The sequence below is a fragment of the Streptomyces sp. NPDC046866 genome, from assembly GCF_040704625.1.
In the GTDB taxonomy this organism is placed as follows: Bacteria; Actinomycetota; Actinomycetes; order Streptomycetales; family Streptomycetaceae; genus Streptomyces.
Map to the genome: position 1 here is coordinate 667,252 of NZ_JBEYXN010000001.1, position 25,893 is coordinate 693,144.

The window sequence follows — 25,893 nt, forward strand, 5'->3', positions numbered from 1 at the left end:
GATGATCTGGGTCATGACGGACGACATCGAACGGGCGAACCGGCTGGTGGAGGCGGCCCGCCGGGCCGAGCGCACCCTGTGGCGCGGCGTGCGCGAGGCCACCGTCGGGGAGCTGCTGGCGGCACTGGCCGCGCCCGACCCCGACGAGCCGGCCGACCTGTACGGCGACGGGATCGTGGCCCGGCTCGAGGAGCGGGTCGCGCAGCTGCTCGGCACCGAGGACGCGGCCTTCTTCCCCTCGGGCACGATGGCCCAGCAGATCGCCCTGCGCTGCTGGGCCGGCCGCACCGGGAACCCGCTGGTCGCCCTGCACCCGCGCAGCCACCCCGAGCTGTGGGAGGGCGGCGCGCTGCCCGTGGTCTCCGGGCTGCGCACGGTCCACCCGACGCGGGAGCCCCGCCAGCCGACGCCCGAGGAGGTCGCGGAGCTCCCCGAGCCCTTCGGCACCCTGATGCTGGAGCTCCCGCTGCGCGAGGCGGGCTTCCTCCTGCCCACCTGGGAGGAACTGGAGCAGTTGGTCTCGGCGGCCCGGGACCGCGACGCGGTGGTCCACTTCGACGGGGCCCGGCTGTGGGAGTCCACCGTCCACTTCGGCCGGACCCTGCCGGAGATCGCCGGGCTCGCGGACTCGGTGTACGTCTCCTTCTACAAGTCGCTGGGCGGCCTCAGCGGGGCCGCCCTGGCCGGGCCGTCCGCCCTGGTCGAGGAGGCCAGGGTCTGGCGGCACCGCTACGGCGGCCAGGTCTTCCGCCAGTTCCCGCAGGCCCTGTCGGCGCTGGCCGGGCTGGAGCGGGAGCTGCCGCGGCTGCCCTCGTACGTGGCGCACGCGCGCGTGGTGGCGGCAGCCCTGGCCGAGGGCTTCGCCGCGGCCGGGATCCCGTGGTCCCGGATCCACCCCGAGGTCCCGCACACGCACCAGTTCCAGGTGTGGCTGCCGTACGGGCCGGACCGGCTGACGGAGGCCGGGATCCGGCTCGCGGAGGAGACCGGGACCGTCCTGTTCCGCACCTGGTCGCAGGCCCCCGTCCCGGGCTTGGCGGTCACCGAGGTCACGGTCGCGGAGCCGGCCCTGGCCTGGACCGCCGAGGACGTCCGGAAGGCTGTGGCAGGCTTCACCGCCCGCCTGTGACGCGACCGGCGACGCACCGAATTCGGCCGAAGTGGCCGACTCCCCGGCGCCTCGGGGTTACCGTCCCACCACGGGAAGTACCAGCCCGTCCCTCGGAGGAGAGACACCATGACCGCTCACCCCGCCTGGAAGAAGTCCTCGTACTGCCTCGAGGGCGACGCCTGCGTCTACGTGGCGGCGGCCCCCGGCCACCTGGTCCGGGTCGCCGACCGCGCCGACCCGGCCCACCTCATCCTGGCCACGACCCAGACGGCCTGGACGGACTTCCTGGAAGCCGTGAAAAAGTCCGCCTGACCCACGGCCCCCGCCAAAACCCGGCCCGCCCGAGGCATCCCTTCCCGCCGCCGACGCCCCGGAGCCCCCTCCCGCCCCGGGCGCGCACAGCGCCCCGCCGGCGCCCCGGAGCCCTCCCGCCGCCCCTCCGGCCGTGCGGCGCTCCGGGCCCGCCTCCCGGCCGCCGGCGTTTGCGGTGCCCCGCTCAGCCCGCAGCTGCTCACCGGTCGCTCAGCGCCGCTGCTTGCGCGCCCGCTCGGCCCCGCCGGTGCTTGCGGCGCCCGCTCGGCCGCGCCGACGTGTGAGGCACCCCCCCCAGCCCCGCCGGCGTGTGAGGCGAACGGGGTCCGGGGCGGAGCCCCGGGACACGGAGAAAGGGCGGGGCGGGGAGAGGCTCCGCGCAGCGGCTTCACGCGCCACCCCACGGGCCCCGGCACCCCCGGACCCGCACCCCCGGGACGGGACCGGCACGTGGCGGGCGGCCAGCCCGGCGGTGCGCCGCGCCGGGATCGCCACGGTCAGGGGATTTTGTCCGATTAGCGCGTATCTTCGCCCCATGCCCACGCCTTACGGATCCCGCGGCGGCATGGCGTTCAGCGCCGCCGAACTGCGCGTGCTCAGGCGCACCCTCGCCGCCGCCCTCCAGTCCTCCACGGCCCCCCTGACGGCCTCGGAGGTCCAGGACTGCCTGCACCTCGCCGAGTCCGTGGACGACGCGGTCCAGGAGGCGACACGGCTCAGAGCGTTCCTCCTCGCCGACCTCGCCCGCTACCGCAGCGCGCTGCCCGGCAGCCTGGCCGGCTACCTGGAGCTCTTCCAGGACGCCCTGGCCGCCGGGTACGAGCCCGTGCCCGACGACCTGGCCGCCCTGCGCGCCCTGCGCGGGAACCCGGTCGCGGCGGCGCTCCTGGAACGGGCCCAGACCCTCGCGGAACGCTCCCTCAGACGCCGCCTGACGACCGGCCGCGTCGGCGGCGGCACCGGCGCCTCCGCCGCGATCGCAGCCACGGGCACCCCCCGCACCCCGGCCCCCCGCACCCGCCTCCTGGCCCTCCCCGGCGGCCGCGAGGAGCCCCGCCCCGGAGCCCGGGCCGACCGCATCCCGGCGGCGGCCACGGCGGCCACGGCGGCTGCGTCGGCGGCGTCGGCCGCCCCGGACCCCCGCCCTGCCCCGGGCCCGACCCCGTCCCCGAAGCGGCCGCCGTCCCCCGCCCCCAAGCCGGCCCCGGCCCCCGCTCCGGCCCCGGCCCCCTCCCGGCCGGTCCCGACCCCCGGCGAGGTCTTCCCGCCGCGCCGCAAGCCGGCCCCGCCCCCGGCGGCCGGGCTGGCGGCCGGGTAGCTACGCTGGTGGGCATGGACTACGTTTCCGCGCTCGTTCCCCCCGTCGTGATGGCCGCTTTCTTCATCGGCCTGGTCGTGACGATCGTGAAGAGCCAGGGCGGCGCCAACAAGGCCAAGGAGGACGCGGCGGTCGACGCCGTGCTCTCCCGCGCCGAGACCGCCCGGCAGAGCACGTCCCGCTCCTAGCGGGGCCCTGCCCGACGGGCGTGCGGCTGTCGAGCCGTACGCCCGATTTTTGTTGCGCGTTGCCGGGCGGTGAGCCGGGCAATTCGACACAACCGGCACTATCGTGCTGTTTGTGCCTCGCCCCCTGGGAGAACTCGAAGACGCCGTCATGACGCGGGTGTGGCAGTGGAACCGCCCGGTCACCGTTCGGGAAGTCCTGGAAGACCTCCAGCAGGAACGGTCCATCGCGTACACCACGGTCATGACCGTTATGGACAATCTCCATCAGAAGGGCTGGGTCCGCCGGGAAGCCGAAGGCCGGGCCTATCGATATACGGCGGTCTCGACCCGCGCCGCCTACTCGGCCGCACTGATGAACGAAGCCTGGTCGACGAGCGACAACCCCGCGGCCGCCCTCGTCGCCTTCTTCGGCATGATGTCCGCGGAACAGCGAGAGGCGCTCCGCGACGCCATCCGCATCGTCCAGCACGACGAGGAGTCATCGCCCGACTCCGGAACGTCGACGGAAGGCGCCGCCGAAGCCGCCGCAGCGTCCCCTCCGCCCGAAGCCGCCCCCGAAGCGCCTCCCGGAACCACTCCCGCGGAAGGGGACGCCGCCGGGCGCCGGCCCGGACCGGGGCGATAGCGTCCGGGCATGGCCGAGATTTCCGCTGCACCTGCAAAAACGGTGACCATCCGCCGTGCCCGTACCGGCGATGTCCGAGCGCTCCGCCGCCTGCTCGACCAGTACGTGCAGCAGCGGATCCTCCTCGACAAAGCCCCCGTGACCCTTTACGAGGACATCCAGGAGTTCTGGGTCGCGGAACGGGACTCCGACGGCCAGGTGGTGGGCTGCGGCGCTCTCCACGTGATGTGGGAAGACCTCGCCGAAGTCCGTACTCTCGCCGTCGACCGCGAGTTGAAGGGCGCCGGAGTCGGCCATCAGCTCCTGCGCCAGTTGTTGGCCACCGCCCGCGAGCTCGGGGTCAGCAGGGTTTTCTGCCTGACCTTCGAAGTGGACTTCTTCGCGAAGCACGGCTTCGTCGAGATCGGCGAGACCCCCGTCGAGACCGATGTGTACGTGGAGCTCCTGCGTTCCTATGACGAGGGCGTCGCCGAGTTCCTCGGTCTCGAACGAGTGAAGCCGAACACCTTGGGCAACAGCCGGATGCTTCTGCACCTCTGAACGATCACGGCGGCTTTTCCCGGGCTCCGCGCACCTGTGGCCTATGTCCGAATCGCGCACGTTTCCCGCCTCGTTGCGGTCCTGAACCTCTCCCGGGGGGTTTGTGTTTTCCAGGCAAAAGCGGTTTCCTTTCCGCGTACTGCTTTTCGATGAAAGGAAATCCGGTGGCACAGAAGGTTCAGGTCCTTCTTGTCGACGACCTCGACGGTGGCGAGGCGGACGAGACCGTGACGTTCGCTCTGGATGGCAAGACCTACGAGATCGACCTCACCACCGCCAACGCGGAAAAGCTCCGTGGTCTGCTCGAGCCGTACACCAAGGGCGGCCGCCGCACCGGTGGCCGTGCCGCCGCGGGCCGCGCCAAGGGCCGCGCCGCTGCGAGCTCCGGCAACCCGGACACCGCCGAGATCCGCGCGTGGGCCAAGGCCCAGGGGATGAACGTCAACGACCGCGGGCGCGTCCCGGCGGAGATCCGCGAGGCCTACGAGAACGCCAAGGGCTGACCGCCCAGGGGCGTACGCCGCCGCAGGCGCGCCCGGTGGCACTCGGTGGCCGCCGCCGCGACCAGGCGTACGAGATCGGGCCCGACGGCCCCCCGTCGGGACCCGCCGCCGTGCCCGGGACCGGGCAGGGCGGGCAGCAGCACCTCGCACCCCGGCTCGGGGGGTCGCAGCCACACGGCGGCCCCCCGGGGACTTCCCTGCAGGTCCTCCCGGCCGGGGGGAAGGGGGGCCGTGATCCGGCCGCCCGCACCGACCGCCGCGAGGTCCAGGGCGACCCCGCCCCATTCGAGCCAGTCGAGCAGCCCCGGCAGCTCCTCCGCGCTCCCCGCGGCCACCAGGAACCGCATCCTGCGCCCCATGACCGCCACGGGACCGGTGGCGACGCGCCGGCGCACCAGGGCCGTGCCCGCGTCGGCCGGCAGTTCGAGCACGTCGAACCGCGTCCCCGTGACCAACTGGGGCGGCGGACCGCCCGCAACGGTCCAGCCGAGCACCTCCTCGTACCAGGACTCGTACGAGGGCCCCTCCCGCCCCTCACGTCCGTCCGGGGCGACGCGCGGCGCCGGGAAGGCGATGCTGGTGATACCGGTGCTGTTGATGCCGGTGCCGGCGATGCCGGTTCTGTTGGCGCCGGCGCCGTCGTCGCCCGGGGCGCTGCCCGTGCGGGGTCCGGTGACTGCGGCGGTGGCGGCGGTGGCGGCGGTGTCGGACTCGGTGTCGGTGGAGGCCATGTCCGAAGCAACTCGGAACACACCTCCGGGTTACGCAGTGCACCCGCCCCATTGCGGAACGTAAACGTCCGCCGGGACGGGGTCCCACATTCGGGACGGAATCGTGTTCGCCCGTAGCGGAGGGAGGCGGTGCCCACGGCATGGACTGTCAGTGCTTACGGGTAAGACATTCCTAGTGGATCGGGGCGACACGCTGATTTGAGCGGCTCCCGTTCGCCATCGGCGTACACGCATGACGGGTATCTGCCTGGCCTGCGGGAACATCGTCTCGCACCATCGGGTTGGAGCAGTTGTCGGCTGTTGAAGCCGGTTTTCCCCACGGACATGGGGGTGAGCCGCGGACGGATGTCGGCAGTTGGAATGAGCTGTCCCGCCCCGCGGGACTAGCATGCGGAAGGACAGGGCGGGGACCGACCCCGAACTGCCCGACCGCTCTGAGGAGCGAATAACGATGTTCGAGAGGTTCACCGACCGCGCGCGGCGGGTTGTCGTCCTGGCTCAGGAAGAAGCCCGGATGCTCAACCACAACTACATCGGCACCGAGCACATCCTCCTGGGCTTGATCCACGAGGGTGAGGGTGTCGCCGCTAAGGCCCTGGAGAGCCTCGGGATTTCGCTCGAGGCTGTTCGCCAGCAGGTCGAGGAGATCATCGGCCAGGGCCAGCAGGCCCCGTCCGGCCACATCCCCTTCACCCCGCGGGCGAAGAAGGTCCTGGAGCTTTCGCTCCGAGAGGCCCTCCAGCTCGGCCACAACTACATCGGCACCGAGCACATCCTGCTCGGCCTCATCCGCGAGGGCGAGGGCGTCGCCGCCCAGGTCCTGGTGAAGCTGGGCGCCGATCTCAACCGGGTCCGTCAGCAGGTCATCCAGCTGCTCTCGGGCTACTCCGGCGGAGGCAAGGAGTCGGCCACGGCAGGCGGCCCGGCCGAGGGCACCCCCTCGACCTCGCTCGTCCTGGACCAGTTCGGCCGCAACCTCACCCAGGCGGCCCGCGAATCCAAGCTCGACCCGGTCATCGGGCGCGAGAAGGAGATCGAGCGGGTCATGCAGGTGCTGTCCCGCCGCACCAAGAACAACCCGGTCCTCATCGGCGAGCCCGGCGTCGGCAAGACCGCCGTCGTCGAGGGCCTGGCGCAGGCCATCGTCAAGGGCGAGGTGCCCGAGACCCTCAAGGACAAGCACCTCTACACCCTCGACCTGGGCGCGCTCGTCGCCGGTTCCCGCTACCGCGGTGACTTCGAGGAGCGCCTGAAGAAGGTCCTCAAGGAGATCCGCACCCGCGGCGACATCATCCTGTTCATCGACGAGCTGCACACGCTGGTCGGTGCGGGTGCCGCGGAAGGCGCCATCGACGCGGCCTCGATCCTCAAGCCCATGCTGGCCCGCGGCGAGCTCCAGACCATCGGTGCCACCACGCTGGACGAGTACCGCAAGCACCTGGAGAAGGACGCGGCCCTGGAACGCCGCTTCCAGCCCATCCAGGTCGCGGAGCCCTCGCTCCCGCACACCATCGAGATCCTCAAGGGCCTGCGCGACCGCTACGAGGCCCACCACCGCGTCTCCATCACGGACGAGGCCCTCGTGCAGGCGGCCACCCTGGCCGACCGGTACATCTCGGACCGCTTCCTGCCGGACAAGGCGATCGACCTGATCGACGAGGCCGGCTCCCGGATGCGCATCCGCCGGATGACCGCGCCGCCGGACCTCCGCGAGTTCGACGAGAAGATCGCGGGCGTGCGCCGCGACAAGGAGTCGGCCATCGACTCCCAGGACTTCGAGAAGGCGGCTTCCCTCCGCGACAAGGAGAAGCAGCTGCTGGCGGCGAAGGCCAAGCGCGAGAAGGAATGGAAGGCCGGCGACATGGACGTCGTCGCCGAGGTCGACGGCGAGCTCATCGCCGAGGTGCTGGCCACCGCGACCGGCATTCCCGTCTTCAAGCTGACCGAGGAGGAGTCCAGCCGACTGCTCCGCATGGAGGACGAGCTCCACAAGCGCGTCATCGGTCAGAAGGACGCCATCAAGGCCCTTTCCCAGGCCATCCGCCGCACGCGGGCCGGTCTGAAGGACCCGAAGCGCCCCGGTGGCTCGTTCATCTTCGCCGGCCCGTCCGGTGTCGGTAAGACCGAGCTGTCCAAGACGCTCGCCGAATTCCTCTTCGGCGACGAGGACGCGCTGATCTCCCTCGACATGTCGGAGTTCAGCGAGAAGCACACGGTTTCCCGCCTCTTCGGTTCGCCCCCCGGCTACGTGGGCTACGAAGAGGGCGGCCAGCTCACCGAGAAGGTGCGCCGCAAGCCGTTCTCCGTCGTCCTCTTCGACGAGGTCGAGAAGGCCCACCCGGATATCTTCAATTCCCTTCTCCAGATCCTGGAGGACGGTCGCCTGACCGACTCCCAGGGCCGGGTCGTGGACTTCAAGAACACGGTCATCATCATGACGACCAACCTGGGTACGCGGGACATCTCGAAGGGCTTCAACCTGGGCTTCGCCGCCCAGGGCGACGTCAAGACCGGGTACGAGCGGATGAAGGCCAAGGTCAACGAGGAGCTCAAGCAGCACTTCCGGCCGGAGTTCCTCAACCGTGTCGACGACACGGTCGTCTTCCACCAGCTGTCGCAGGACGACATCATCCAGATCGTCGACCTGATGATCGCCAAGGTCGACGAGCGCCTGAAGGACCGCGACATGGGCATCGAGCTGAGCGGCGACGCCAAGCTCCTGCTCGCCAAGCGGGGCTACGACCCGATCCTGGGTGCCCGCCCGCTGCGCCGGACCATCCAGCGCGAGATCGAGGACATCCTGTCGGAGAAGATCCTCTTCGGCGAGCTGCGCCCCGGTCACATCGTGGTCGTCGGCAAGGAGGGTGAGGGCGAGGAGGCCAAGTTCACCTTCCGCGGCGAGGAGAAGTCGGCCCTGCCGGACATCCCGCCGATCGAGGCCTCGGGCTCGGGGCCGGACCTGAGCAAGGGCGCTTAGCCTTCAGGCTGTGAGGCTGTAGGGCTGTGAGGCGGCCCCGGAACCGTTTGGTTCCGGGGCCGCCTTCTTTTGTGGGTGCGTGGGCTCTGCGCGGTGCCTCGTGACAAGCCGCACAGGGACAAAACGGACCTCCTAGGGGGTTTCGTAGGCATTGTGTCCTTTTTGCCCTGAGTGTGGAGGTGGGGGATGGGGGTGGGGGGTGTGCGTTGTGCCTGGTGCGGCTGGGGGAGCGGGGTGGTCAACCAGGTTCGTCACACCGGCCCCGTCTACGAGGGCTGCTAGTAATCGGGAGGTTTGGGGCTGGGCAGGGGCACGGGGTAACAAGGTCGGGCAAGCCCGGCACTCGCTCTCCAGCGTGCCGGGTGGCTTCTTGCCCGGGACCGGCGCAGGAGGCCGTCAGCGCCCCCTGTCCCCGGCCTCGGAGGTCCGTTCATGTCCGCGAAGCGCGTCAGCGTCCCCGCCCGTCGCACCCGTACCGCCATCGGCGCCACCGCTCTCGGTGCGGCCCTGGCTCTCGGGGCCGGCACGACCGCCGCCTTCGCCGATGAGGCCCCCCAGACCGTCCTGACCGGCACCGCCGAGCTGGTGGCCGCGCAGGCCGCCGCCCAGGCGTCCGCCGCTCAGGCCGCCGCCAAGGCCGCCGCCGCGGTGACGTGGCAGAAGCCGGTCGCCACGTACACGCTGTCCGCGACGTTCGGCAAGGGCGGCACCCTGTGGTCCCACAAGCACTCGGGCCAGGACTTCGCCTGCCCCGTGGGCACCCCGGTCAAGGCCGTGCACGACGGCGTCGTCGTCAAGGCCGGCCCCAACGGTGCCGGTGACGGCCCGGCGTACGGCAACGCGATCGTGATCAGGCACGCGGACAACACGTACTCGCAGTACGCGCACCTGTCCAAGATCCAGGTCTCGGTCGGCCAGAAGGTCGCCAAGGGCGCCCGGATCGGACTGTCCGGCAACACGGGCAACTCCACCGGCCCCCACCTGCACTTCGAGATCCGGACCACCCCGAACTACGGCTCGGCCGTCAACCCGGTGACCTTCCTCCGGGCGGTCGGGGTGACCATCTGAGCCGGGCCACCTGATCTCGAACCACCCCGACGCAGTCGGGGTGGTTCTGTTGTGGGCGCGGTGCGCGGATCGGGAGCTCCTGGCTCGGGGGCCGGCTGCTGCTGAGAATCGGCTGCTGCTCAGAACAGGAGCCAGGCTCCCGTCGGCTTGGTCGACGGGTCGACCTTGCCCGACTTCAGGGCGTCGATCTGGGCCGGCGAGAGGGCCACGTCGTAGGTGTGGATGGTGTCCATGGCGCCGTTCCACGCGGAGGTCCACTTGTCCTCGTGGCGGGAGCGGGCCAGCTGGAGCGGGCCCTGCGCCTGGTAGACCCCGGAGACCGCGGTCTCGCCGGCCTTCTTCCCGTTGACGTACAGGGCGATGAGCTTGCGCTCGGCGTCGTACGTCGCCGTCAGCTCCGCGAAGGTCTTCTCCATCTTCGGGCTCTCGCCGCTGACGACCTGCGTCGTCGACTCGGCACCCTGGTCGCCGGTCTGGACGCGGAAGATCCAGGCCGGCTTTCCGTTCACCTGGTCCAGGCCCAGCTCGAACGAGAACGACTTCTCGCTGCCCTGACTGACGGCGATCTGCCGGCCCTTCGGGGAGCGGTTCCAGACGCGGGCCGAGACGGTGAAGCTCTTCGACGTGTCGACGACCCGCTTCTCGGACTCGGCGTAGGAGTTCTCGCTGCCCTTGGTGCGGATCTCGAAGCGCTTGTCGATCGGGAAGACCCCGGCGTCGGCGCCCATCTTCAGCGGCGCCTTGCCGGCGCGGTCGCGGATCTGGGTCGGGTCGTCCTTGACGGTCGGGGTGTTGTCGACCGGCGCCTTGCTCTTGGAGCCGCTGGGGGAGGGCGAGACGGGAGCGGGGGACGAGGGCGGGGTGGAGGGCTTGTTGTTCGCCGCTTCGTTCTTGCCGCCGTCTCCGAGGAGGAAGAACGTTCCGCCACCGGCGAGCAGCGCCAGGACCGTGACACCGCCGGCGATCATCCACAGCTTCTTCTTGCGCCGCTCGGCCGCCGAGCGGTCGGCCATGGCCTCCCAGTCGGGCTGGTCGGACACCAGCGGGAGCGGGGGAGGCAGGAAGGCTCCGGGGGGCTGGTTTCCGGGCAGGCCCGGGCCTCCCGGCCCTCCCGGGGCCCCGGGCGCCGCGGGCGCCCCGGGAGGACCGGCCTGCATCGGCGTGTCCTGGACGGGGAGGCCGGCCGGGGGCCACTGCGCCGGGGGGACGTTGGGGTTCTGCTGGAAGGGGGCGGGCGGCGCGGGCGGGGTGCCGCCGGGGGTGCCGGGGGCGCCGCCCGGGGCGCCGGGGGACGGGGGTGCGGCGGGGGCCGGGGCGCCGGGTGCGGCGGGGGTGCCCGGGGCGGGGGTGCCCTGCTGGTACGGGTTCGGCTGGCCGGGCTGCGGGTAGCCGTAGCCGGGCTGACCCGCGGCGGCGGCCGGGGCGCCGGGTGCCGGGGCGCCGGGTGCCCCGGGCGCGGGGGCGGTCGGGGCGGGGCCGAAGGCGCCACCCGGGGTCGGGGGGCCGGGGTAGCCGTAGCCGCCGGGTGCCGGCGGGACCGGCGGGAACCCGTAGCCGCCGTTCCCCGGGGCGGGCTCGGGCTGCGGGCTGGTCGGGGGATTCTTACCGTCGGTCATGTCACGGATGCTAAAACACCGGACCGCACGGCTGTACGGGCCGGTGCCGATCCGTGATCCGGCGGGGCGGGGTCGGGGAGGGGTACGGGGGGCCTGGGGGTGTGGTCGGGGGGCGGCCTTGGTGGGCTGCCGGTCCCTGTTTCAGGGCGCGGTCGATCGCTACGTGCGCTCCCTGGGTTGGCGGCCTTCGGTCGATTGCCGCCTCGCTGTCGTGGGCGGCCTTGCGTCGGTTGCCGCCTCTGTGCGGGGGTGTGGGCGGCTTGGGGTGGTGCCGCCTCCGTGCGGTCAGAGGTGGACGATCGGGAAGCTGCCCGTGGTGGTCGGGGCGTGTTCCGGGAGCCAGAGGACGGCCACGGCGCCTGCGGAGGCGGGCTCCCGGTCCGGGCCGGGTGGGGCGGCGACGTTGCGGAAGGTCAGGCGGGCGCCCAGGACCCGGGCTTGGCCCTCGGCGATGGTGAGGCCGAGGCCGTGGCCGACTCCCGCGCGGTCGGTGGAGCCGGTGCGGAAGCGGCTCGGACCCTCGCGGAGCAGGGCTTCGGGGAAGCCGGGGCCGTGGTCGCGGACGCGGACGACGCGGCCCTCGATGTCGACCTGGACCGGGGGGTGGCCGTAGCGGGCGGCGTTGGCCAGGAGGTTGCCCAGGATGCGTTCGAGGCGGCGGGGGTCGGTGCTGACGATTTCGTCGGCGACGACGCGGACGGAGGCTTCGGGCATGAGGGCGGACACGCGGCGGCTGACGAATTCGCCGAGGGCCACGTCCTGGAGTTCGGCCCGTTCCGAGGCGCCGTCGAGGCGGGCCACTTCGAGGACGTCCTCGACCAGGACGCGCATGGCCTGGGCGCGGTCGCGGACCAGTTCGGTGGGGCGGCCGGGCGGCAGGAGTTCCGCGGCGGTGAGGAGGCCGGTGACGGGGGTGCGCAGTTCGTGGGCGATGTCGGCGGTGACGCGGCGTTCGGCCTCCAGGCGTTGCTGGAGGGCGTCGGCCATGGCGTCCACGGCGCGGGCGAGGTCGTCGGTTTCGTCGCGGACGACGCCGCCGACCGCGTCGCGGACGCGGACGTCCGGGTCGCCGTGGGCGACGCGTTGGGCGGCGGCTGCGGCTTTGCGGAGGCGGCGGGAGATCTGGCCGCCGATCAGGACGCCGAAGGCTGCGCCGGTGACGACGGCCGAGAGCGAGCCCACCACCAGGGCGCGGTCCAGGTCGCGCATCAGTTTGGCGCTGTCCTTGAACGTGGTGTGGAGGGAGAGGACCTGGCCGTTGCCGAGGGGGACCGCCGCCCAGACTTCGGGGAGGCCTTTGGGGGACTCCTGGATGTAGGTGCCCCGGCGGCCCGATTTGGCCTTTTCGCGGAGGTCGGTGGGGAGGTCGGGGTCGTTCAGCTTGGCGCCCATGGGCGGTCTGCGGCCGGCCTCGACGTTGCGGGAGATGAACTGCACCCGGTCGAGCTGCACCTCGCGGGCGCTGTCCAGCATCGACGTGCGGGCACCGCTGTGCACGACCAGGCTCAGCGCGACGACGACGAGCGCGGCGACGGAGGCGATGGCCGTGGCGATCTTCCAGCGGATGCCCGTGCGGAAGGTGAAGCGTCTCATCCCTTGAGCTTGTATCCGAAGCCCCGGACCGTTTCGATGCGGTCCTGTCCGATCTTGGTGCGCAGGCGCTGTACGTGGACGTCGACGACGCGGGTGTCGCCGCCCCAGTCGTAGTCCCAGACGCGTTCCAGGAGGCGGTCGCGGGAGAGGACCGTGTTGGGGGCGGAGGAGAATTCGAGGAGCAGGCGCATTTCCGTGGGGGTGAGCGCCACCGGGGCGCCTGACTTGCGGACCTCCATGCCTTCGGTGTCGACTTCGAGGTCGCCGAAGGTGAGGGTGCCCCGTTCCGCCGGGTCGTCCTCAAGGGTTTCCGTCGCGTGGCCGAAGCGGCGGAGGACCGCGCGGATGCGGGCCACCAGGACGGAGCCGTCGAAGGGCTTGGTGACGTAGTCGTCGGCGCCGGCTTCCAGGCCGAGGACCACGTCGATGGAGTCGGCGCGGGCCGAGAGCATGATGACGGGGACGGTCGACTCGTCGCGGATGCGGCGGCACAGGCTGACGCCGTCCATGCCGGGGACCATCACGTCCAGCAGGGCGATGTCGGGGCGGTCGGCCCGGAAGGACTCCAGGCCGGAGAGGCCGTCGGGCATGGCGGTGACCACGAACCCGTCGCGCTCCAGCGCCAGGGTCGTGGCCTCGCGGATGACGTCGTCGTCCTCCACGAACAGGACATGGGTCATGCGCAGGCCTCAGTTCTTCTGGCTGATCGCCGGTGCGGGCTGGGCCCCGCCGTCGATGTTGCTGTAGTCGGTGTGCACGCGGTCCTGTTCGGCGAACTTCTCGCCGTTCCAGTGGTACGTGATGACGTCCTCGCCGGACGGGTAGGCGAGGGCGTCGCTCTTGCCGTAGACCGGCTTGGTGAGCACCAGGTCACCCCGGTCGATCTCCGCGTAGACGGGCGGCTGCTCGTCCGAGAAGACATTCTCGTACCTGTTGTTGACGGACCGGTACACGTACGAGCCGCGTCCCAGCGCGTCGGCGCAGGACAGGACGTTGACGACGATGTCCGTGACGGTGTTGTCCGTCAGCTTTCCGTAGCTGACGTCCACCGGGTACTCCTTGCCCGTGCAGGGCTTGAGGTCCCGTTTGACCTCGGGGCCGACCTTCGGGTCCGCCATGAGGAGGGCGATCGGGTCGATCTTCTTGTACGGGCGGCTCGGGGCGGGGGTGGGCGGCGGCGTGCTGGCCCCGCCGGTCTTCGCCACCGCTTCCGTGCGGGCCGGGCCGCCGTCGCGCAGGCCCGTGCCGGTGGTCGAGCAGCCGGCCGCGAACAGCACGGTGCCGACGAGGACGAACGTCCCCGCCGACATCAAAACCAGCGGACCTCTGCCGCTCAGGGTTTGGCCTTTCAGGCCGCGCACCGCTCACGCCCTTCGTACCTGGTGGTGTGTTCACCGCGCTCCAGCGCGCGCAGGTCCAGGTCCCGGCTCTCCAGTTCCTGCCGGAGGCGGGCCAGCGCGCGGTGCAGGGTGCTCTTCACGGTACCCGTAGACATGCCGAGCGCGGCAGCGGTCTCCTCGGTGCTCATCTGCTCCCAGTGCCGCAGGACCACCACGCTGCGCTGCTTGGGCGCGAGCACCTTGAGGATGTCCATCAGGAGGGCGCGGTCGGCGCGCTGCTCGGTGCCGTCCTCGACGGAGGCGTCCGGGAGCTGCTCGGTGGGGACTTCCTCCAGTTTGCGGGCGCGCCACCACTCCGTACGGGTGTTGATCATGACGCGGCGCAGGTAGGCGTCGGCGAGGGTCTTGTCGGCGATGCCGTCCCAGCGGCCGTACGTGCGCGCCAGGGCGGTCTGGAGGAGGTCCTGGGCGTCGGTGGGGTCCGGGACTAGGCGCCGGGCGCTGCGCAGCAGCGCGTCCTGCCGGCTGCGTACGTACTCCTCGAATCCGAGTACCTCGCCGTGCGCCATCTCTGACCGCCTCCGTTCCGTGCACTGCTCCTGCCCGACGGGGACGACGGTACGGAGGCGTTGTCACGAGCCTGTGCGGGCCAGCCTGCGGTGGGCGCACGGACACCCATAGGTTGTGTAACAACGCCCGTGAGCTGCGGTTTCGGGGCGGGGAAGCGGAATGGATCAGTCAGCTCGGGGGCGGTGCTGCGGCAGGCGGTAGGTGCCGCCGGACAGGGGCTCCACCAGACCGTCGGACACCAGCCCGTCCAGGGCCCGGGCGCGCTGGACGGGCTCGTCCCAGACCGTGTCGAGCACGGCCTGCGGAACCGGCCCGACCGCCTCGCGGAGCACCGCGAGGAGCTTGCCGCGGACCTGCCGGTCGGTTCCGGCGTACGTCTGCCCGCGGCGCGGCGGTCCGTCGTGTGCCGGCTTGCCCGCCAGCCGCCACGCGCACAGAGAGGCCACCGGACAGCGCGCGCAGGCCGGGCTCTTGGCCGTGCACACCAGCGCCCCGAGCTCCATCGAGGCCGCCGCCCAGCGGGCCGCGGTCGTGTCGTCCTCGGGCAGCAGGGCGCGGGCCAGGCGCCGTTCGGCGGCCGTCGTGGCGTTGGGCGGGTACTCCACCCCGGTCGTGGTCCGGGCGAAGACCCGGCGGACGTTGGTGTCGAGCACGGCGTGCCGCTGCCCGTACGCGAACGAGGCCACCGCGGCGGCCGTGTACTCGCCGATCCCGGGCAGCGCCAGCAGCTGTGCGTGCTCGCGGGGTACGTCGCCGCCGTGCCGCTCCGTTATCGCCACGGCCGCGCCGTGCAGCCGCAGCGCCCGCCGCGGGTAGCCGAGCCGCCCCCAGGCGCGTACGGCCTCGCCGGGCGCCTCGGCCGCCAGGTCGGCCGGCCGGGGCCAGCGGGCGAGCCACTGCTCGTACACGGGCAGGACCCGGTTCACGGGCGTCTGCTGGAGCATGAACTCGCTGACCATCACCCCCCAGGGCCCGGCCTCGGGGCGGCGCCAGGGCAGGTCGCGGGCGTGCTCCTCGAACCAGGCGATGACCGGGGAGTGCAGCGCGTGGGAGACCGCGGCGGTGTCGGTGGGCTCGCTGGGCTCGGTGGTCTCGAGGGTCTCGTGGGTCTCGTGGGATGTCCGGGATGCAGTCATGACATAGGAATCCTGGCACGTTTCATGCCCGCTGCGCGGAGCCCGGACCGGTGAACCACCGTGCCACCCGGTTGTCGCTCGCCCGCATGGCGCCGGTGATCGTACTGATCGGACCGGCCAGGGCGAGGACGGCCACGGCGGCGACGGTGCCGCCGGCCAGCAGGCCGACGCCCACGTCGTGCGGGTAGTGCACGCCGACGAAGACCCGGGAGTACGCCATCAGCAGCGCCATCGGCACCGTCAGCAGCGCCAGCCGACGCACCGCGAGGGCCAGCGCGACGGCCGCGGCGCCCGCGATCGCGGAGTGGTTGCTGGGGAAGGACCAGTCGCCGGGCGGCGGGCACGGCACGAGCGAGGCCGCGGCGCGGGCGACCGCACGACACGGACGCTCCTCCGTCACCCCGGACTTCAGGAGCTCCGAGGCCACGTAGCCGAGGGCCGTGGCGAACGGGGCGAGAACCGCCAGGGCGAGGGGGCGGGGGCCGCGGCGGCCGCGCGCCCGCAGCCACACGGCGATGAACAGCACTCCGAACAGCAGGAGGCCGTACTCGGTCCACGCCTCGAACGCCGACTGAACCCAGCCGGGCGCCTCGTGGGCGGAATCGGTGATGTCGCGGTAAAGACCGGAGGAATCCATGGTGACCGACCGTACTCAACGGTCCGGGGACGCCGTGCGGGACCCCTGGCCGAATCTCGCCGGTCCGCCGGTCCGACGCAAGATGATCATCGGCAAAACGGGCCGCCCCGCGGCATGTGGGGCACGGAACGGGCCGCCGGTTCTCGTAGAGTTCCGTCCGTGGGATCTATGCGCAATCCGGTCGGGCCGCTCCCCTCCTCCATCTACTGGCGACGGAGGGCCGTGCTGGCGTCCGTCGTCGCGCTCATCGCGCTGCTCGTCGTATGGGCCGTCAGTTCCGGTGGCGGCACGTCGAGTACGAACGGAAAGGGCCAGAAGGGGCCGGACCCCGCCGCCTCGATCACCCCCGGACCCTCAGGGAGCGGCCCGGCGATCAGTCAGGCGCCCGGCGGGCGCGCCGAGTCGGGCGCCTCGGCCGGCAAGAACGGTGACCCCGGCGCCGGTTCCGGTTCCGGCGGTGGCGCGGGCTCCGGCTCCGCCGCGGGCGCCGGCGCCCCGGGCGGCAGCGGGGCCGGCGGCGCGGGCGCGGCCGGCGGCGCGGCCCCGATCCCGGCGGACTCCCCGCTGCCCACCTGCTCCACGAGCGGACTCCAGTGGGAGGTCAGGAGCGTCAAGAACGAGTACGAGGCCAACGAGAAGCCCCGGCTCGAACTGATCGCCCGCAACGTCTCCGGCACCACCTGCAAGATCGACCTCGGCCCCCGGCAGGCCGTGCTGACCATCCTCCAGGCCACCGGCAACAAGGCGGTGTGGTCCTCGGCGGACTGCCCGGCGGGCGCCGGCAGTGTGTTCTTCCGCGTTCCCGCCCAGGGGGAGACCCGCCAAGCCCTCGAGTGGGACCGCAAGTTCAGCGCCCCGGACCAGTGCCAGACGCCCCCGGCGGGCACCGCCGCCCCCGACACCTACGTGGTGGAGGTGAAGTCCCCCGGCATGCCGGTGGCGCGGACCTCCTTCGTGCTCAAGCACGACTAGGGAGTGCGGCGGCGGGGGCCCGGGCGTCGATGCGCCCGGGCCCCCGCCGCAGACCTGCCGCCGCCCGCCGCTTCCGGGTCAGACGTAGCGTTCCAGGATCGAGGACTCCGCCAGCCGCGACAGGCCCTCGCGGACGCTGCGGGCGCGGGCCTCGCCGACCCCGTCCACCGTCTGCAGGTCGTCGACGCCGGCCGCCAGCAGCTTCTGCAGCCCGCCGAAGTGCTCCACCAGCCGCTCGATGATCGCCCCCGGCAGCCGGGGCACCTTCGCCAGCAGCCGGTAGCCGCGCGGGGACACCGCCGAGTCCAGGGTCTCCGGCGAGCCGGTGTACCCCAGCGCCTTGGCCACGATGCCCAGCTCCAGCAGCTCCGGGTGCGACAGCGCGTCCAGCGCCGGCAGCGCCTCGTCCACCGTCCGCGACCGCTTCGCCGTCGGCTCCGGCACGTAGTCGCGGATCACGAGCTCGCGCTCCTGCTCGATCCCGACCGTCAACTCGTCCAGCTGCAGCGACAGCAGCCTGCCGTCCGTGCCCAGTTCGACCACGTACTCGGCGATTTCCGTGGCGATCCGGCGAACCATTTCCAGCCGCTGGGCGACCGCCGTCACGTCGCGCACCGTGACCAGATCCTCGATCTCCAGCGCCGACAGCGTGCCCGCGACCTCGTCCAGCCGCAGCTTGTACCGCTCCAGCGTGGCCAGCGCCTGGTTCGCCCGGGACAGGATCGCCCCCGACTCCTCCAGGACGCGGCGCTCCCCGTTCACGTACAGGGCGATCAGCCGCATCGACTGCGAGACGGACACGACCGGGAAGCCGCACTGCTTGGACACGCGGTCCGCGGTGCGGTGGCGGGTGCCGGTCTCCTCCGTCGGGATCGACGCGTCCGGCACCAGCTGCACGCCGGCCCGCAGGATCTTGGTGAGGTCCTTGTCGAGGATGAGTGCGCCGTCGAGCTTGCACAGCTCGCGCAGCCGGGTCGCGGTGAACTCGACATCCAGGACGAAACCACCCGTGCACATGGCCTCGACGGTCTTGTCCATCCCGAGGACGATGAGGCCGCCGGTGTTGCCGCGGACGATCCTCTCCAGGCCGTCGCGCAGGGGCTGACCAGGTGCGACCGCGCTCAGCGAGGTACGCATCATGGTTTCCTGCTTGGAGCTCGCGCCCGACTTCCCGGATGCTGCTGCCCCGTCCTTGGCTGCCACTGCACTCCTCCGGTCGCGGGTTGCGCCGCCTGCACAGGGCCGGGCGGACCAGCACAAAGTCTACCGGCGTGCGCTGCGCGCCCGCCGTGGCTTGGCCAGGTGCCCTCCCGGGGGGCCCTGCGCGGAGCCGTCCCGCGGCTCCTGCGGGGCTACTGCGGGGCCTCCTCGCGGGCCGCCGGGCGGGAGCGCCGCCGCGGCAGAACCCGCAGCGCATCGCCCATGTCCGCGACCTCCGTGACCTTCATGCCGGGCGGCACCTTCCCCGGGTCGACCGGCACCAGCGCGTGCGTGAAACCGAGCCGGTGCGCCTCCGCCAGGCGCCGCTGCACCCCGGTCACCCGGCGCACCTCGCCCGCCAGGCCGACCTCCCCGATCGCCACCAGGTTCTTCGGCAGCGGCACATCGCTCGCGGCGGACGCCAGCGCCAGCGCGATGGCCAGGTCCGCGGCCGGCTCGGTCAGCTTCACCCCGCCCACGGTGGCGCTGTAGATGTCGCGCTTGCCGAGCGCGCTGATCCGCCCGCGCTGCTCCAGCACCGCCAGCATCATCGACACCCGGGAGGTCTCCAGGCCCGACGTGGTCCGCCGCGGCGAGGGGATCTGCGAGTCCACCGTCAGCGCCTGCACCTCGGCGACCAGCGGCCGCTTGCCCTCCAGCGTCACCGTCAGACAGGTCCCCGGGACCGGCTCGGCGCGCCGGGTCAGGAACAGCCCGCTCGGGTCGGCGAGCCCGGTGATCCCCTCGTCGTGCAGCTCGAAGCAGCCCACCTCGTCGGTGGCCCCGTACCGGTTCTTCACGCCGCGCACCAGGCGCAGCCGGGCGTGCCGGTCGCCCTCGAAGCTGAGCACCACGTCCACCAGGTGCTCCAGCAGCCGCGGACCCGCGATCGCCCCGTCCTTGGTGACGTGTCCGACCAGCAGGGTGGCCATCCCGCGCTCCTTGGAGGCCCGGATCAGTGCTCCGGCCACCTCCCGCACCTGGGCCATGCCGCCGGGGGCGCCGTCGATCTCGGGCGAGGCCACGGTCTGTACGGAGTCCAGGACCAGCAGGGACGGCTTCACGGCGTCGAGATGGCCGAGGACCGCCGACAGATCGGTCTCGGCGGCCAGGTAGAGGTGGTCGTCGAGCGCGTTGATCCGGTCGGCCCGCAGCCGCACCTGGCTCGCCGACTCCTCGCCCGTGACGTACAGGGTGCGGTGGTCGGCGCTCGCGGCCTTGGCCGCCACGTCCAGCAGCAGCGTCGACTTGCCGACGCCCGGCTCGCCCGCGAGGAGCACCACCGCGCCGGGCACGAGCCCGCCGCCCAGGACCCGGTCCAGCTCGTCCACCCCCGTGCTGCGGGCGGTCGCCGTGCGGCCGTCGACCTGGGCGATCGGGAGCGCGGCGGTGGAGACGCGGCCGGCCGCGGTGGTCCGCACGGCGGGCGCGCCCATCTCCTCGACGGTGCCCCAGGCCTGGCACTCGGGGCACCGGCCGAGCCATTTCGCGGTCGTCCAGCCGCACTCGGAGCAGCGGTAGGAGGGCCGGTCCTTGGCGGACGATCGGGATGTACGGGCAGCCATGCGGACCACGGTATCGGGCCCCGCCGACAGTCCCGTCCGCGCGGCTGCGCCCGCCAGGCGTCAGGGCGGCGGTCAGCGCATGTTCGATCTCGTCACCCGTAAGGGCTAAAACAGCTCAAGGCTTCACGGCCGTCGCGGGACGGCGGCCTACCTTCGCCAGGGTGAGCAGCCGCAACCAGGAAACCGCCGCCCGGCGCACCGGCGCACAACGGGCGCACGGGCGCACGCCCCCTGAGGGGTTCGAAGGAGAACAGCCGCCCCAGCCGCCCCCTCCCTTCCGGCACGAGCCCTACCTCGACGGCCTGTTCACCTACTGCCTGTCCGTCCTGTGCGACCACGACACCGCCACCGACGTGCTGGCCGAGGTCCTCGCCGTCGCCGACCGCCACCCCGGCCGCTGCCCCGACGAGGGCGACCGGCGGGCCTGGCTGTACGCCCTCGCCCGCTGGGGCTGCCTGCGGCGGCTGACCGACCAGCGGCGCATCCGGCCCGGGGCGCATTCCGCCCGGCGCACGCCCGCGCATGCCGAGGCGGAGCGGGCCGCGCAGGCGCACCGCCCCCTCGACGTGAGCGCCTACCGCCGCACCGAGCTGGCCCGCCTCGCCTGGCCCGAGGCCGCCGGCACCACGCCCGAGCAGCGCGAGGCACTGGAGCTCGCCGTCCGCCACCGGCTCGGCGTGCCCGAACTCGCCGCCGTCCTCGGCACGCCCCCCGCCACCGCCCGCGAACTCCTCGCGGGCGCCGCCTGCGAGGTCGAGCGCACCCGCGCCGCCCTCGCCGTCGTCGAGACCGGCGGCTGCCCCTCGGTCTCCCGGCTCACCGCCGGCGACGGGCAGGTCCTGCTCTCCACCACCCTGCGCGCCGAACTCGTCCGGCACGTCGACGACTGCCCCCGGTGCCGCCGCGTCGCCGAACGCGTCGACGCCTCCGCACCCTGGCCCGGATCCTGCGGCGTCGACGCGGCCCTGCCCCTGGTCCAGGCCCCCCGCCCCGCCGTCCACGCCGCCATGCAGCGCACCGGCCGCGGCCGCCGCCCCGCCCCCCGCTTCGACCGCACCGGCTTCCCGCTGGACCCCAGGGACCGCGCCGCCCGCCGCGACCGGCTGCGCGCCCGGGCCGTGACCACCACCGTCGTCGCCACCGTCGTCGCCGCCCCGGTCCTGGCCCTGTGGGCCGCGTACCGGGGTGCGCCCAGCACCGGCGAGCCCGGCACCGACGGGGCCCGGATCTCCGCCAGCGAGTCCGAGCTCCCGCTGCCGCACACCGGCAGCCGCCCGATGCGGACCTTCGAGAACACCGGCAGCACCGCCCGCACCACCGGTGTCCCCGGCTTCGCCACCGGGCGCGCCGCACCCGCCTCGGACGTCTCCGTCGAGGTGATCAGCTCCGGCCCGCCGGCCGCGCCCGGCCGGCCCGGCGGCCCCGGCGCCGCCGGCCGCCTCACCGTCGCCGCCACCTCGGACGGGAACACCACGACCCTCACCCTCACCGCCTCCGGCGGGGCCCCCGTGGAGTGGCGGCTGTGGTCCGACGCCCCCTGGCTGCGCGCGAGCAGCACCGCGGGGACCCTCGCCCCCGGCGCCTCCGCCACCGTGCGCATCGCCGTCGACCCCGACGAGGAGCCGGTCGGGGCCTGGACGGCCCGCGTCGGCGTGGACCCGGCCGGCGCGGTGATCGCCATCCGCGGCCGCGGCCGTCCCGCGCCCACCCCGACCCCGACGACCCAGTCCCCGCAGCCCACCGGGACCCCGACGCCGACCCCGCCGTCCCCGACGCCGACGCCCACGCCCACCGGGACCCCGACGCCGACGCAGCCACCCGAGCCGACGCCCGCCCCGACACCGACCGCATCCGGAGGAACGGTTTCTGCTTCCCCCGACGACCCCGCCTCGGCCACCCCCTCCTAGGCCCGCCCCGCCACGACGTGCGCATCGGGATCACCGCGGCCACCCTGGAGGGGTCGGAACCACCAGAGGCCGAGGAGGCCGAGACATGGGCATGATGGACAAGCTCAAGCACATGCTGAAGGGCCACGAGTCCCAGACGGACCGGGCCATCGACAAGGGCGGCGACATGGTCGACGAGCGGACCCAGAGCAAGTACCAGAGCCAGGTCGACATGGCCCAGGAGAAGCTCCGCCACCAGTTCGGCACCGGCCCGCAGCACCCGCAGGACCGCGACAACCCGCCCCAGGCCTAGAAGACACGGCTCCGACGAGTCCGGCCCGGCCGCAGCCCGCGGCCGGGCCGCGCACGGTCCGCACGGCCCGCGCACGGGCTGACGCGCACACGGGCCGCGGGCAGGCAGGCCTGCACCGCGCCCGCGGACCTCCACCGGGCCGGCGGGGCTACACCGGGTCGGCGGGGTGCGGAGCCATCGGCAGCAGCGAGGCCAGCCGGGCCTCGCAGTGCTTCACCAGCTCCGCGTACCCCTCCTTGCCCATCAGCTCCGTCAGCTCCGCCCGGTACGAGACGTACACCGGCTCGCCGGCCCCGTGCGCCGAGGTCGCCGACGTGCACCACCAGTGCAGGTCGTGCCCGCCCGGTCCCCAGCCGCGCCGGTCGTACTCCCCGATCGACACCTGCAGCACCCGCGTGTCGTCGGGCCGGTCGATCCACTCGTACGTACGCCGGATCGGCAGCTGCCAGCACACGTCCGGCTTGGTCTCCAGCGGCTCGCGCCCCTCGCGCAGCGCCAGGATGTGCAGGGAGCAGCCCGCCCCGGCCGGGAAGCCGGGCCGGTTCAGGAAGATGCAGGCCCCCTCGTACCGGCGGGTCTGCCGTTCGCCGTCCTCGTCCTTCTGCACCCAGCCCGACTCGGTACCCACCTCGTGGAACTGCCACAGCTCCGGCGACAGCCGGGCCACGTGCTCGGCGACCCGCTTCTCGTCGTCCTCGTCGGAGAAGTGCGCGCCCAGCGTGCAGCAGCCGTCGTCCGCCCGCCCGGCCTGGATGCCCTGGCAGCCGCTCCCGAAGATGCACGTCCAGCGCGAGGTCAGCCACGTCAGGTCGCAGCGGAAGACCTGCTCGTCGTCGGCGGGGTCGGGGAACTCCACCCAGGCCCGGGCGAAGTCGAGCCCCTTCTCGTCACCGGCGACCGCGGCCGCGGCCGCCTGCCCCGCGGCATCCGCGGCGGCCTTGGCCTTCTTGGTGTTCTTGGGCTTGTTGGCCTTCTTCATATTGGGCACAAACCCAAGCCTAAGCGCCCCTTACGCCACCCATACTCCTGCCGCACAGTAGCGTTTCCTCGTATGAGACTCGGTGTCCTTGACGTGGGTTCCAACACGATCCACCTGCTCGTGGTCGACGCGCACCCCGGCGCGCGCCCGCTGCCCGCGCACTCCCACAAGGTGGAACTGCGCCTCGCGCAGCTCCTCGACGAGCACGGCGCGGTCAGCCCCGAGGGCATAGACCGCCTCGTCTCGGTGATCGCCGGCGCCGTCCAGGCCGCCGAGGACAAGGGCTGCGAGGACGTCCTGCCCTTCGCGACGAGCGCCGTGCGCGAGGCCACCAACGCCGACGAGGTCCTGTCCCGGGTCAAGGCCGAGACCGGCATCGAGCTGCCCATCCTCAGCGGCGAGGACGAGGCCCGGCTGACCTTCCTCGCCGCCCGCCGCTGGTTCGGCTGGTCCGCGGGCAAGCTGCTCGTCCTCGACATCGGCGGCGGGTCCCTGGAGATCGCGTACGGCATCGACGAGGACCCGGACGCGGCCGTCTCCCTCCCCCTGGGCGCCGGCCGCCTCACCTCGGGCTGGCTCCCCGGCGACCCGCCCGACCCGGCCGACGTGCGCGCGCTGCGCCGGCACGCACGGGCCCAGATCGCCCGCACCGTCGGCGAGTTCGCGCGCTTCGGGGCGCCGGACCACGTCGTCGCCACCTCCAAGACGTTCAAGCAGCTGGCCCGCATCGCCGGCGCCGCCCGCTCCGCCGACGGGCTCTACGTCCAGCGCGACCTCAGCCGCAAGGACCTCGAGGAGTGGGTGCCGCGGCTCTCGGCGATGACGATCGCGCAGCGCTGCGCCCTGCCCGGCGTCTCCGAGGGCCGCGCCGCCCAGCTGCTGGCCGGGGCGCTGGTCGCCGAGGGCGCGATGGACCTGTTCGGCGTCGAGACGCTGGAGATCTGCCCGTGGGCCCTGCGCGAGGGCGTCATCCTGCGCCGCCTGGACCACCTGCCCAATGACACCCACCTCGCGACCTGAGGCCCGGCAGCCCGGCCGGCAGCCCTCCCGGCAGCCCGCCCGGCCGCCCATCCCGCCCGCGGACGGCCCCGGAGCCGCCCCGGCGGGCCATCGGTACCCTGTCCCCGTGGCAGAACCAGTCCGCATCCCGACCGCGAAAGTCGCCCTCTCCACCGCCTCCGTCTACCCGGAGTCGACGGCGACCGCCTTCGAGATCGCCGCACGCCTCGGCTACGACGGCGTCGAGGTCATGGTCTGGACGGACCCCGTCAGCCAGGACGTCGACGCCCTGCGCCGCCTCTCCGACACCCACGGCATCCCGGTCCTCGCCATCCACGCCCCCTGCCTGCTGATCACCCAGCGCGTCTGGTCCACCGACCCGTGGACCAAGCTCCGGCGCGCCCAGGCGGCCGCCGAACGGCTCGGCGCGAGCACCGTCGTCGTCCATCCGCCCTTTCGCTGGCAGCGCCAATACGCCCGGGACTTCGTCACCGGCATCTGGCGGATGGCCGAGGAGACCGACGTCCGCTTCGCCGTGGAGAACATGTACCCCTGGCGCTACCGCGACCGCGAGATGCTCGCGTACGCCCCCGAATGGGACGTCACCCAGGACGACTACCGGCACTTCACGGTCGACCTCTCCCACACCGCGACCGCCCGCACCGACGCCACCGCCATGGTCGACCGCATGGGCGACCGCCTCGCCCACGTCCACCTCGCCGACGGCAACGGCTCCGCCAAGGACGAGCACCTCGTTCCGGGCCGCGGCACCCAGCCCTGCGCCGAGCTGCTGGAACGCCTCGCCGTGAACGGCTTCGGCGGACACGTCGTGATCGAGGTCAACACCCGCCGCGCCATGTCCTCCGCGGAGCGCGAGGCCGACCTCGCCGAGGCCCTGGCCTTCACCCGCCTCCACCTGGCCGCCTCCCGCACGACCCCGGCCCGCCGACCGTGACCGGGCCCGCCGCCGAGACGCCCGGGCCGGGCGGGGACCCCCGGCCGCCCAAGGACTCCCCGTCCCCCCAGCCCCGCAAGGCGGTCCGCCGCCGCGGACCCGGCCGGCCCCGCCAGGACGAGGCAGACGAGGGCCCGGGCACCCAGGAGCGCATCCGCCTCGCCGCCCGCTCCGAGTTCGCCGCGCGCGGCTACGACAAGACCTCCGTGCGCGGCATCGCCAAGGCCGCCGGCGTGGACCCCGCCCTGGTCCACCACTACTTCGGCAGCAAGGACGAGCTCTTCGCCACCGCGATCGAGCTCAGCATGGAGCCCGCCCTCGTCGTCCCCGCCATCCTCGGCGAAGGCCCCGAGGGCATCGGCGAACGCCTGGCCCGCTACTTCCTGGGCATCTGGGAGAACCCCGTCACCCGGGCCCCGCTCCTCGCCGTCATCCGCTCGGCCCTCACCCACGAGGCCGCCGCCAAGGTGCTGCGCGGGCTGGTCCTGCGCCGCGTCCTGGAGCGGGTCGCCGCCGACCTCGACGTCCCGGACCCCACCTTCCGGGCGGAGCTGGCCGCCTCCCACATGGTCGGCATCGCGATCCTGCGGTACGTGGTCCAGGTCGAGCCCCTCGCCTCCGCCGACCCGGAGGCGATCGTCGCCCTGGTGGCCCCCACCCTGCAGCGCTACCTGACCGAGGGCTGACCCTCCCGTCCCGGCATCCGGACGCGCTGTCCGTATCCCGGTCCGGAGGCGTAGCCTCGTAACCGAGCCATAT

General features: G+C 73.1%; 26 protein-coding genes. 15 read left to right on the plus strand and 11 right to left on the minus strand.

All coding sequences use genetic code 11. The annotated features are described in order from the left end of the window. Positions 1–13: 13 nt before the first annotated feature. The 7 genes from AB0953_RS03120 (at position 14) to AB0953_RS03150 (ending at position 4,597) form a co-directional block, all read left to right on the plus strand. Complete coding sequence (locus AB0953_RS03120; protein ID WP_366857613.1) at positions 14–1,129, plus strand: beta-eliminating lyase-related protein; 1,116 nt, start codon at positions 14–16, stop codon at positions 1,127–1,129. 108 nt (positions 1,130–1,237) lie between these two features. Continuing rightward, positions 1,238–1,423 carry a DUF397 domain-containing protein gene (locus AB0953_RS03125; protein ID WP_366857614.1) on the plus strand — a complete coding sequence of 62 codons (186 nt, stop codon included), beginning with the start codon at positions 1,238–1,240 and terminating at the stop codon, positions 1,421–1,423. Between the two features lie 535 nt (positions 1,424–1,958). Beyond that, positions 1,959–2,741 carry a hypothetical protein gene (locus AB0953_RS03130; protein ID WP_366857615.1) on the plus strand — a complete coding sequence of 261 codons (783 nt, stop codon included), beginning with the start codon at positions 1,959–1,961 and terminating at the stop codon, positions 2,739–2,741. 14 nt (positions 2,742–2,755) lie between these two features. Then, complete coding sequence (locus tag AB0953_RS03135) at positions 2,756–2,929, plus strand: hypothetical protein (protein ID WP_366857616.1); 174 nt, start codon at positions 2,756–2,758, stop codon at positions 2,927–2,929. A 112-nt stretch (positions 2,930–3,041) separates the two neighbouring features. Next, the gene (locus tag AB0953_RS03140) at positions 3,042–3,554 is read left to right on the plus strand and encodes a BlaI/MecI/CopY family transcriptional regulator (RefSeq protein WP_366857617.1); all 513 of its coding nucleotides are present in this window, start codon (positions 3,042–3,044) and stop codon (positions 3,552–3,554) included. A gap of 9 nt (positions 3,555–3,563) precedes the next feature. Then, positions 3,564–4,094 (plus strand): amino-acid N-acetyltransferase, encoded by a 531-nt coding sequence (locus AB0953_RS03145; RefSeq protein ID WP_366857618.1) that lies wholly within the window; start codon positions 3,564–3,566, stop codon positions 4,092–4,094. A gap of 164 nt (positions 4,095–4,258) precedes the next feature. Beyond that, positions 4,259–4,597, plus strand: coding sequence for an Lsr2 family protein (locus AB0953_RS03150; protein ID WP_360639990.1), 339 nt, complete (start codon positions 4,259–4,261; stop codon positions 4,595–4,597). Here AB0953_RS03150 and AB0953_RS03155 read toward each other — a convergent pair. After that, entirely contained in the window at positions 4,576–5,328 is a 753-nt protein-coding gene (locus AB0953_RS03155) for an SCO3374 family protein (RefSeq protein WP_366857619.1), read from the minus strand. The two genes, AB0953_RS03150 and AB0953_RS03155, sit on opposite strands and share 22 nt — an antisense overlap. Before the next feature lie 451 nt (positions 5,329–5,779). Between AB0953_RS03155 and AB0953_RS03160 the strand changes: the two genes are divergently transcribed. Beyond that, positions 5,780–8,305 (plus strand): ATP-dependent Clp protease ATP-binding subunit, encoded by a 2,526-nt coding sequence (locus AB0953_RS03160; protein ID WP_366857675.1) that lies wholly within the window; start codon positions 5,780–5,782, stop codon positions 8,303–8,305. A gap of 432 nt (positions 8,306–8,737) precedes the next feature. Continuing rightward, positions 8,738–9,373, plus strand: a complete 636-nt coding sequence (locus AB0953_RS03165) for a M23 family metallopeptidase (protein ID WP_366857620.1) — start codon at positions 8,738–8,740, stop codon at positions 9,371–9,373. A 119-nt stretch (positions 9,374–9,492) separates the two neighbouring features. Here the strand turns inward: AB0953_RS03165 and AB0953_RS03170 are convergent, their stop codons facing one another. The 7 genes from AB0953_RS03170 to AB0953_RS03200 all read right to left on the minus strand — a co-directional run bounded on the left by AB0953_RS03170 (position 9,493) and on the right by AB0953_RS03200 (position 16,265). Continuing rightward, on the minus strand, positions 9,493–10,989 hold the full coding sequence (locus AB0953_RS03170) for a LamG-like jellyroll fold domain-containing protein (protein ID WP_366857621.1): 1,497 nt from the start codon (positions 10,987–10,989) through the stop codon (positions 9,493–9,495). A gap of 285 nt (positions 10,990–11,274) precedes the next feature. Then, positions 11,275–12,582 carry a two-component system sensor histidine kinase CseC gene (gene cseC, locus AB0953_RS03175; protein WP_366857622.1) on the minus strand — a complete coding sequence of 436 codons (1,308 nt, stop codon included), beginning with the start codon at positions 12,580–12,582 and terminating at the stop codon, positions 11,275–11,277. After that, entirely contained in the window at positions 12,579–13,262 is a 684-nt protein-coding gene (gene cseB / locus AB0953_RS03180; RefSeq protein WP_366857623.1) for a two-component system response regulator CseB, read from the minus strand. Before cseB ends, cseC begins: the two co-directional genes overlap by 4 nt. Before the next feature lie 9 nt (positions 13,263–13,271). Continuing rightward, entirely contained in the window at positions 13,272–13,892 is a 621-nt protein-coding gene (locus AB0953_RS03185; RefSeq protein ID WP_366857624.1) for a hypothetical protein, read from the minus strand. A gap of 38 nt (positions 13,893–13,930) precedes the next feature. Beyond that, positions 13,931–14,491 (minus strand): SigE family RNA polymerase sigma factor, encoded by a 561-nt coding sequence (locus AB0953_RS03190; RefSeq protein ID WP_366857625.1) that lies wholly within the window; start codon positions 14,489–14,491, stop codon positions 13,931–13,933. A gap of 165 nt (positions 14,492–14,656) precedes the next feature. Next, entirely contained in the window at positions 14,657–15,628 is a 972-nt protein-coding gene (locus tag AB0953_RS03195; RefSeq protein WP_366857626.1) for an A/G-specific adenine glycosylase, read from the minus strand. A 22-nt stretch (positions 15,629–15,650) separates the two neighbouring features. Further along, positions 15,651–16,265, minus strand: a complete 615-nt coding sequence (locus AB0953_RS03200) for a phosphatase PAP2 family protein (protein WP_366857628.1) — start codon at positions 16,263–16,265, stop codon at positions 15,651–15,653. Positions 16,266–16,433: 168 nt separating this feature from the next. Here AB0953_RS03200 and AB0953_RS03205 point away from each other — a divergent pair, with 168 nt between their 5' ends. After that, positions 16,434–17,237, plus strand: a complete 804-nt coding sequence (locus tag AB0953_RS03205) for a hypothetical protein (protein ID WP_366857676.1) — start codon at positions 16,434–16,436, stop codon at positions 17,235–17,237. 78 nt (positions 17,238–17,315) lie between these two features. Here the strand turns inward: AB0953_RS03205 and disA are convergent, their stop codons facing one another. Both disA and radA read right to left on the minus strand, forming a co-directional pair. Further along, positions 17,316–18,440: a DNA integrity scanning diadenylate cyclase DisA gene (gene disA / locus AB0953_RS03210; protein WP_366857630.1), complete on the minus strand. Its 1,125-nt coding sequence runs from the start codon at positions 18,438–18,440 to the stop codon at positions 17,316–17,318. A gap of 149 nt (positions 18,441–18,589) precedes the next feature. Next, positions 18,590–20,002 (minus strand): DNA repair protein RadA, encoded by a 1,413-nt coding sequence (gene radA / locus AB0953_RS03215; protein WP_366857631.1) that lies wholly within the window; start codon positions 20,000–20,002, stop codon positions 18,590–18,592. A gap of 161 nt (positions 20,003–20,163) precedes the next feature. Here radA and AB0953_RS03220 point away from each other — a divergent pair, with 161 nt between their 5' ends. Together AB0953_RS03220 and AB0953_RS03225 are read left to right on the plus strand one after the other, a co-directional pair. Then, positions 20,164–21,909 (plus strand): hypothetical protein, encoded by a 1,746-nt coding sequence (locus AB0953_RS03220; protein ID WP_366857632.1) that lies wholly within the window; start codon positions 20,164–20,166, stop codon positions 21,907–21,909. 85 nt (positions 21,910–21,994) lie between these two features. After that, positions 21,995–22,201, plus strand: coding sequence for an antitoxin (locus AB0953_RS03225; RefSeq protein ID WP_366857633.1), 207 nt, complete (start codon positions 21,995–21,997; stop codon positions 22,199–22,201). A gap of 148 nt (positions 22,202–22,349) precedes the next feature. On the opposite strand, the gene AB0953_RS03230 is transcribed toward AB0953_RS03225, so the two are convergent. After that, the gene (locus AB0953_RS03230; protein ID WP_366857634.1) at positions 22,350–23,189 is read right to left on the minus strand and encodes a hypothetical protein; all 840 of its coding nucleotides are present in this window, start codon (positions 23,187–23,189) and stop codon (positions 22,350–22,352) included. A gap of 63 nt (positions 23,190–23,252) precedes the next feature. Here AB0953_RS03230 and AB0953_RS03235 point away from each other — a divergent pair, with 63 nt between their 5' ends. The 3 genes from AB0953_RS03235 to AB0953_RS03245 all read left to right on the plus strand — a co-directional run bounded on the left by AB0953_RS03235 (position 23,253) and on the right by AB0953_RS03245 (position 25,820). After that, positions 23,253–24,200, plus strand: coding sequence for a Ppx/GppA phosphatase family protein (locus AB0953_RS03235; protein WP_366857635.1), 948 nt, complete (start codon positions 23,253–23,255; stop codon positions 24,198–24,200). Between the two features lie 106 nt (positions 24,201–24,306). Then, positions 24,307–25,134: a sugar phosphate isomerase/epimerase gene (locus tag AB0953_RS03240; RefSeq protein ID WP_366857636.1), complete on the plus strand. Its 828-nt coding sequence runs from the start codon at positions 24,307–24,309 to the stop codon at positions 25,132–25,134. Next, positions 25,131–25,820, plus strand: a complete 690-nt coding sequence (locus AB0953_RS03245) for a TetR family transcriptional regulator (protein WP_366857637.1) — start codon at positions 25,131–25,133, stop codon at positions 25,818–25,820. Before AB0953_RS03240 ends, AB0953_RS03245 begins: the two co-directional genes overlap by 4 nt. The last annotated feature ends 73 nt before the right edge of the window (positions 25,821–25,893 follow it).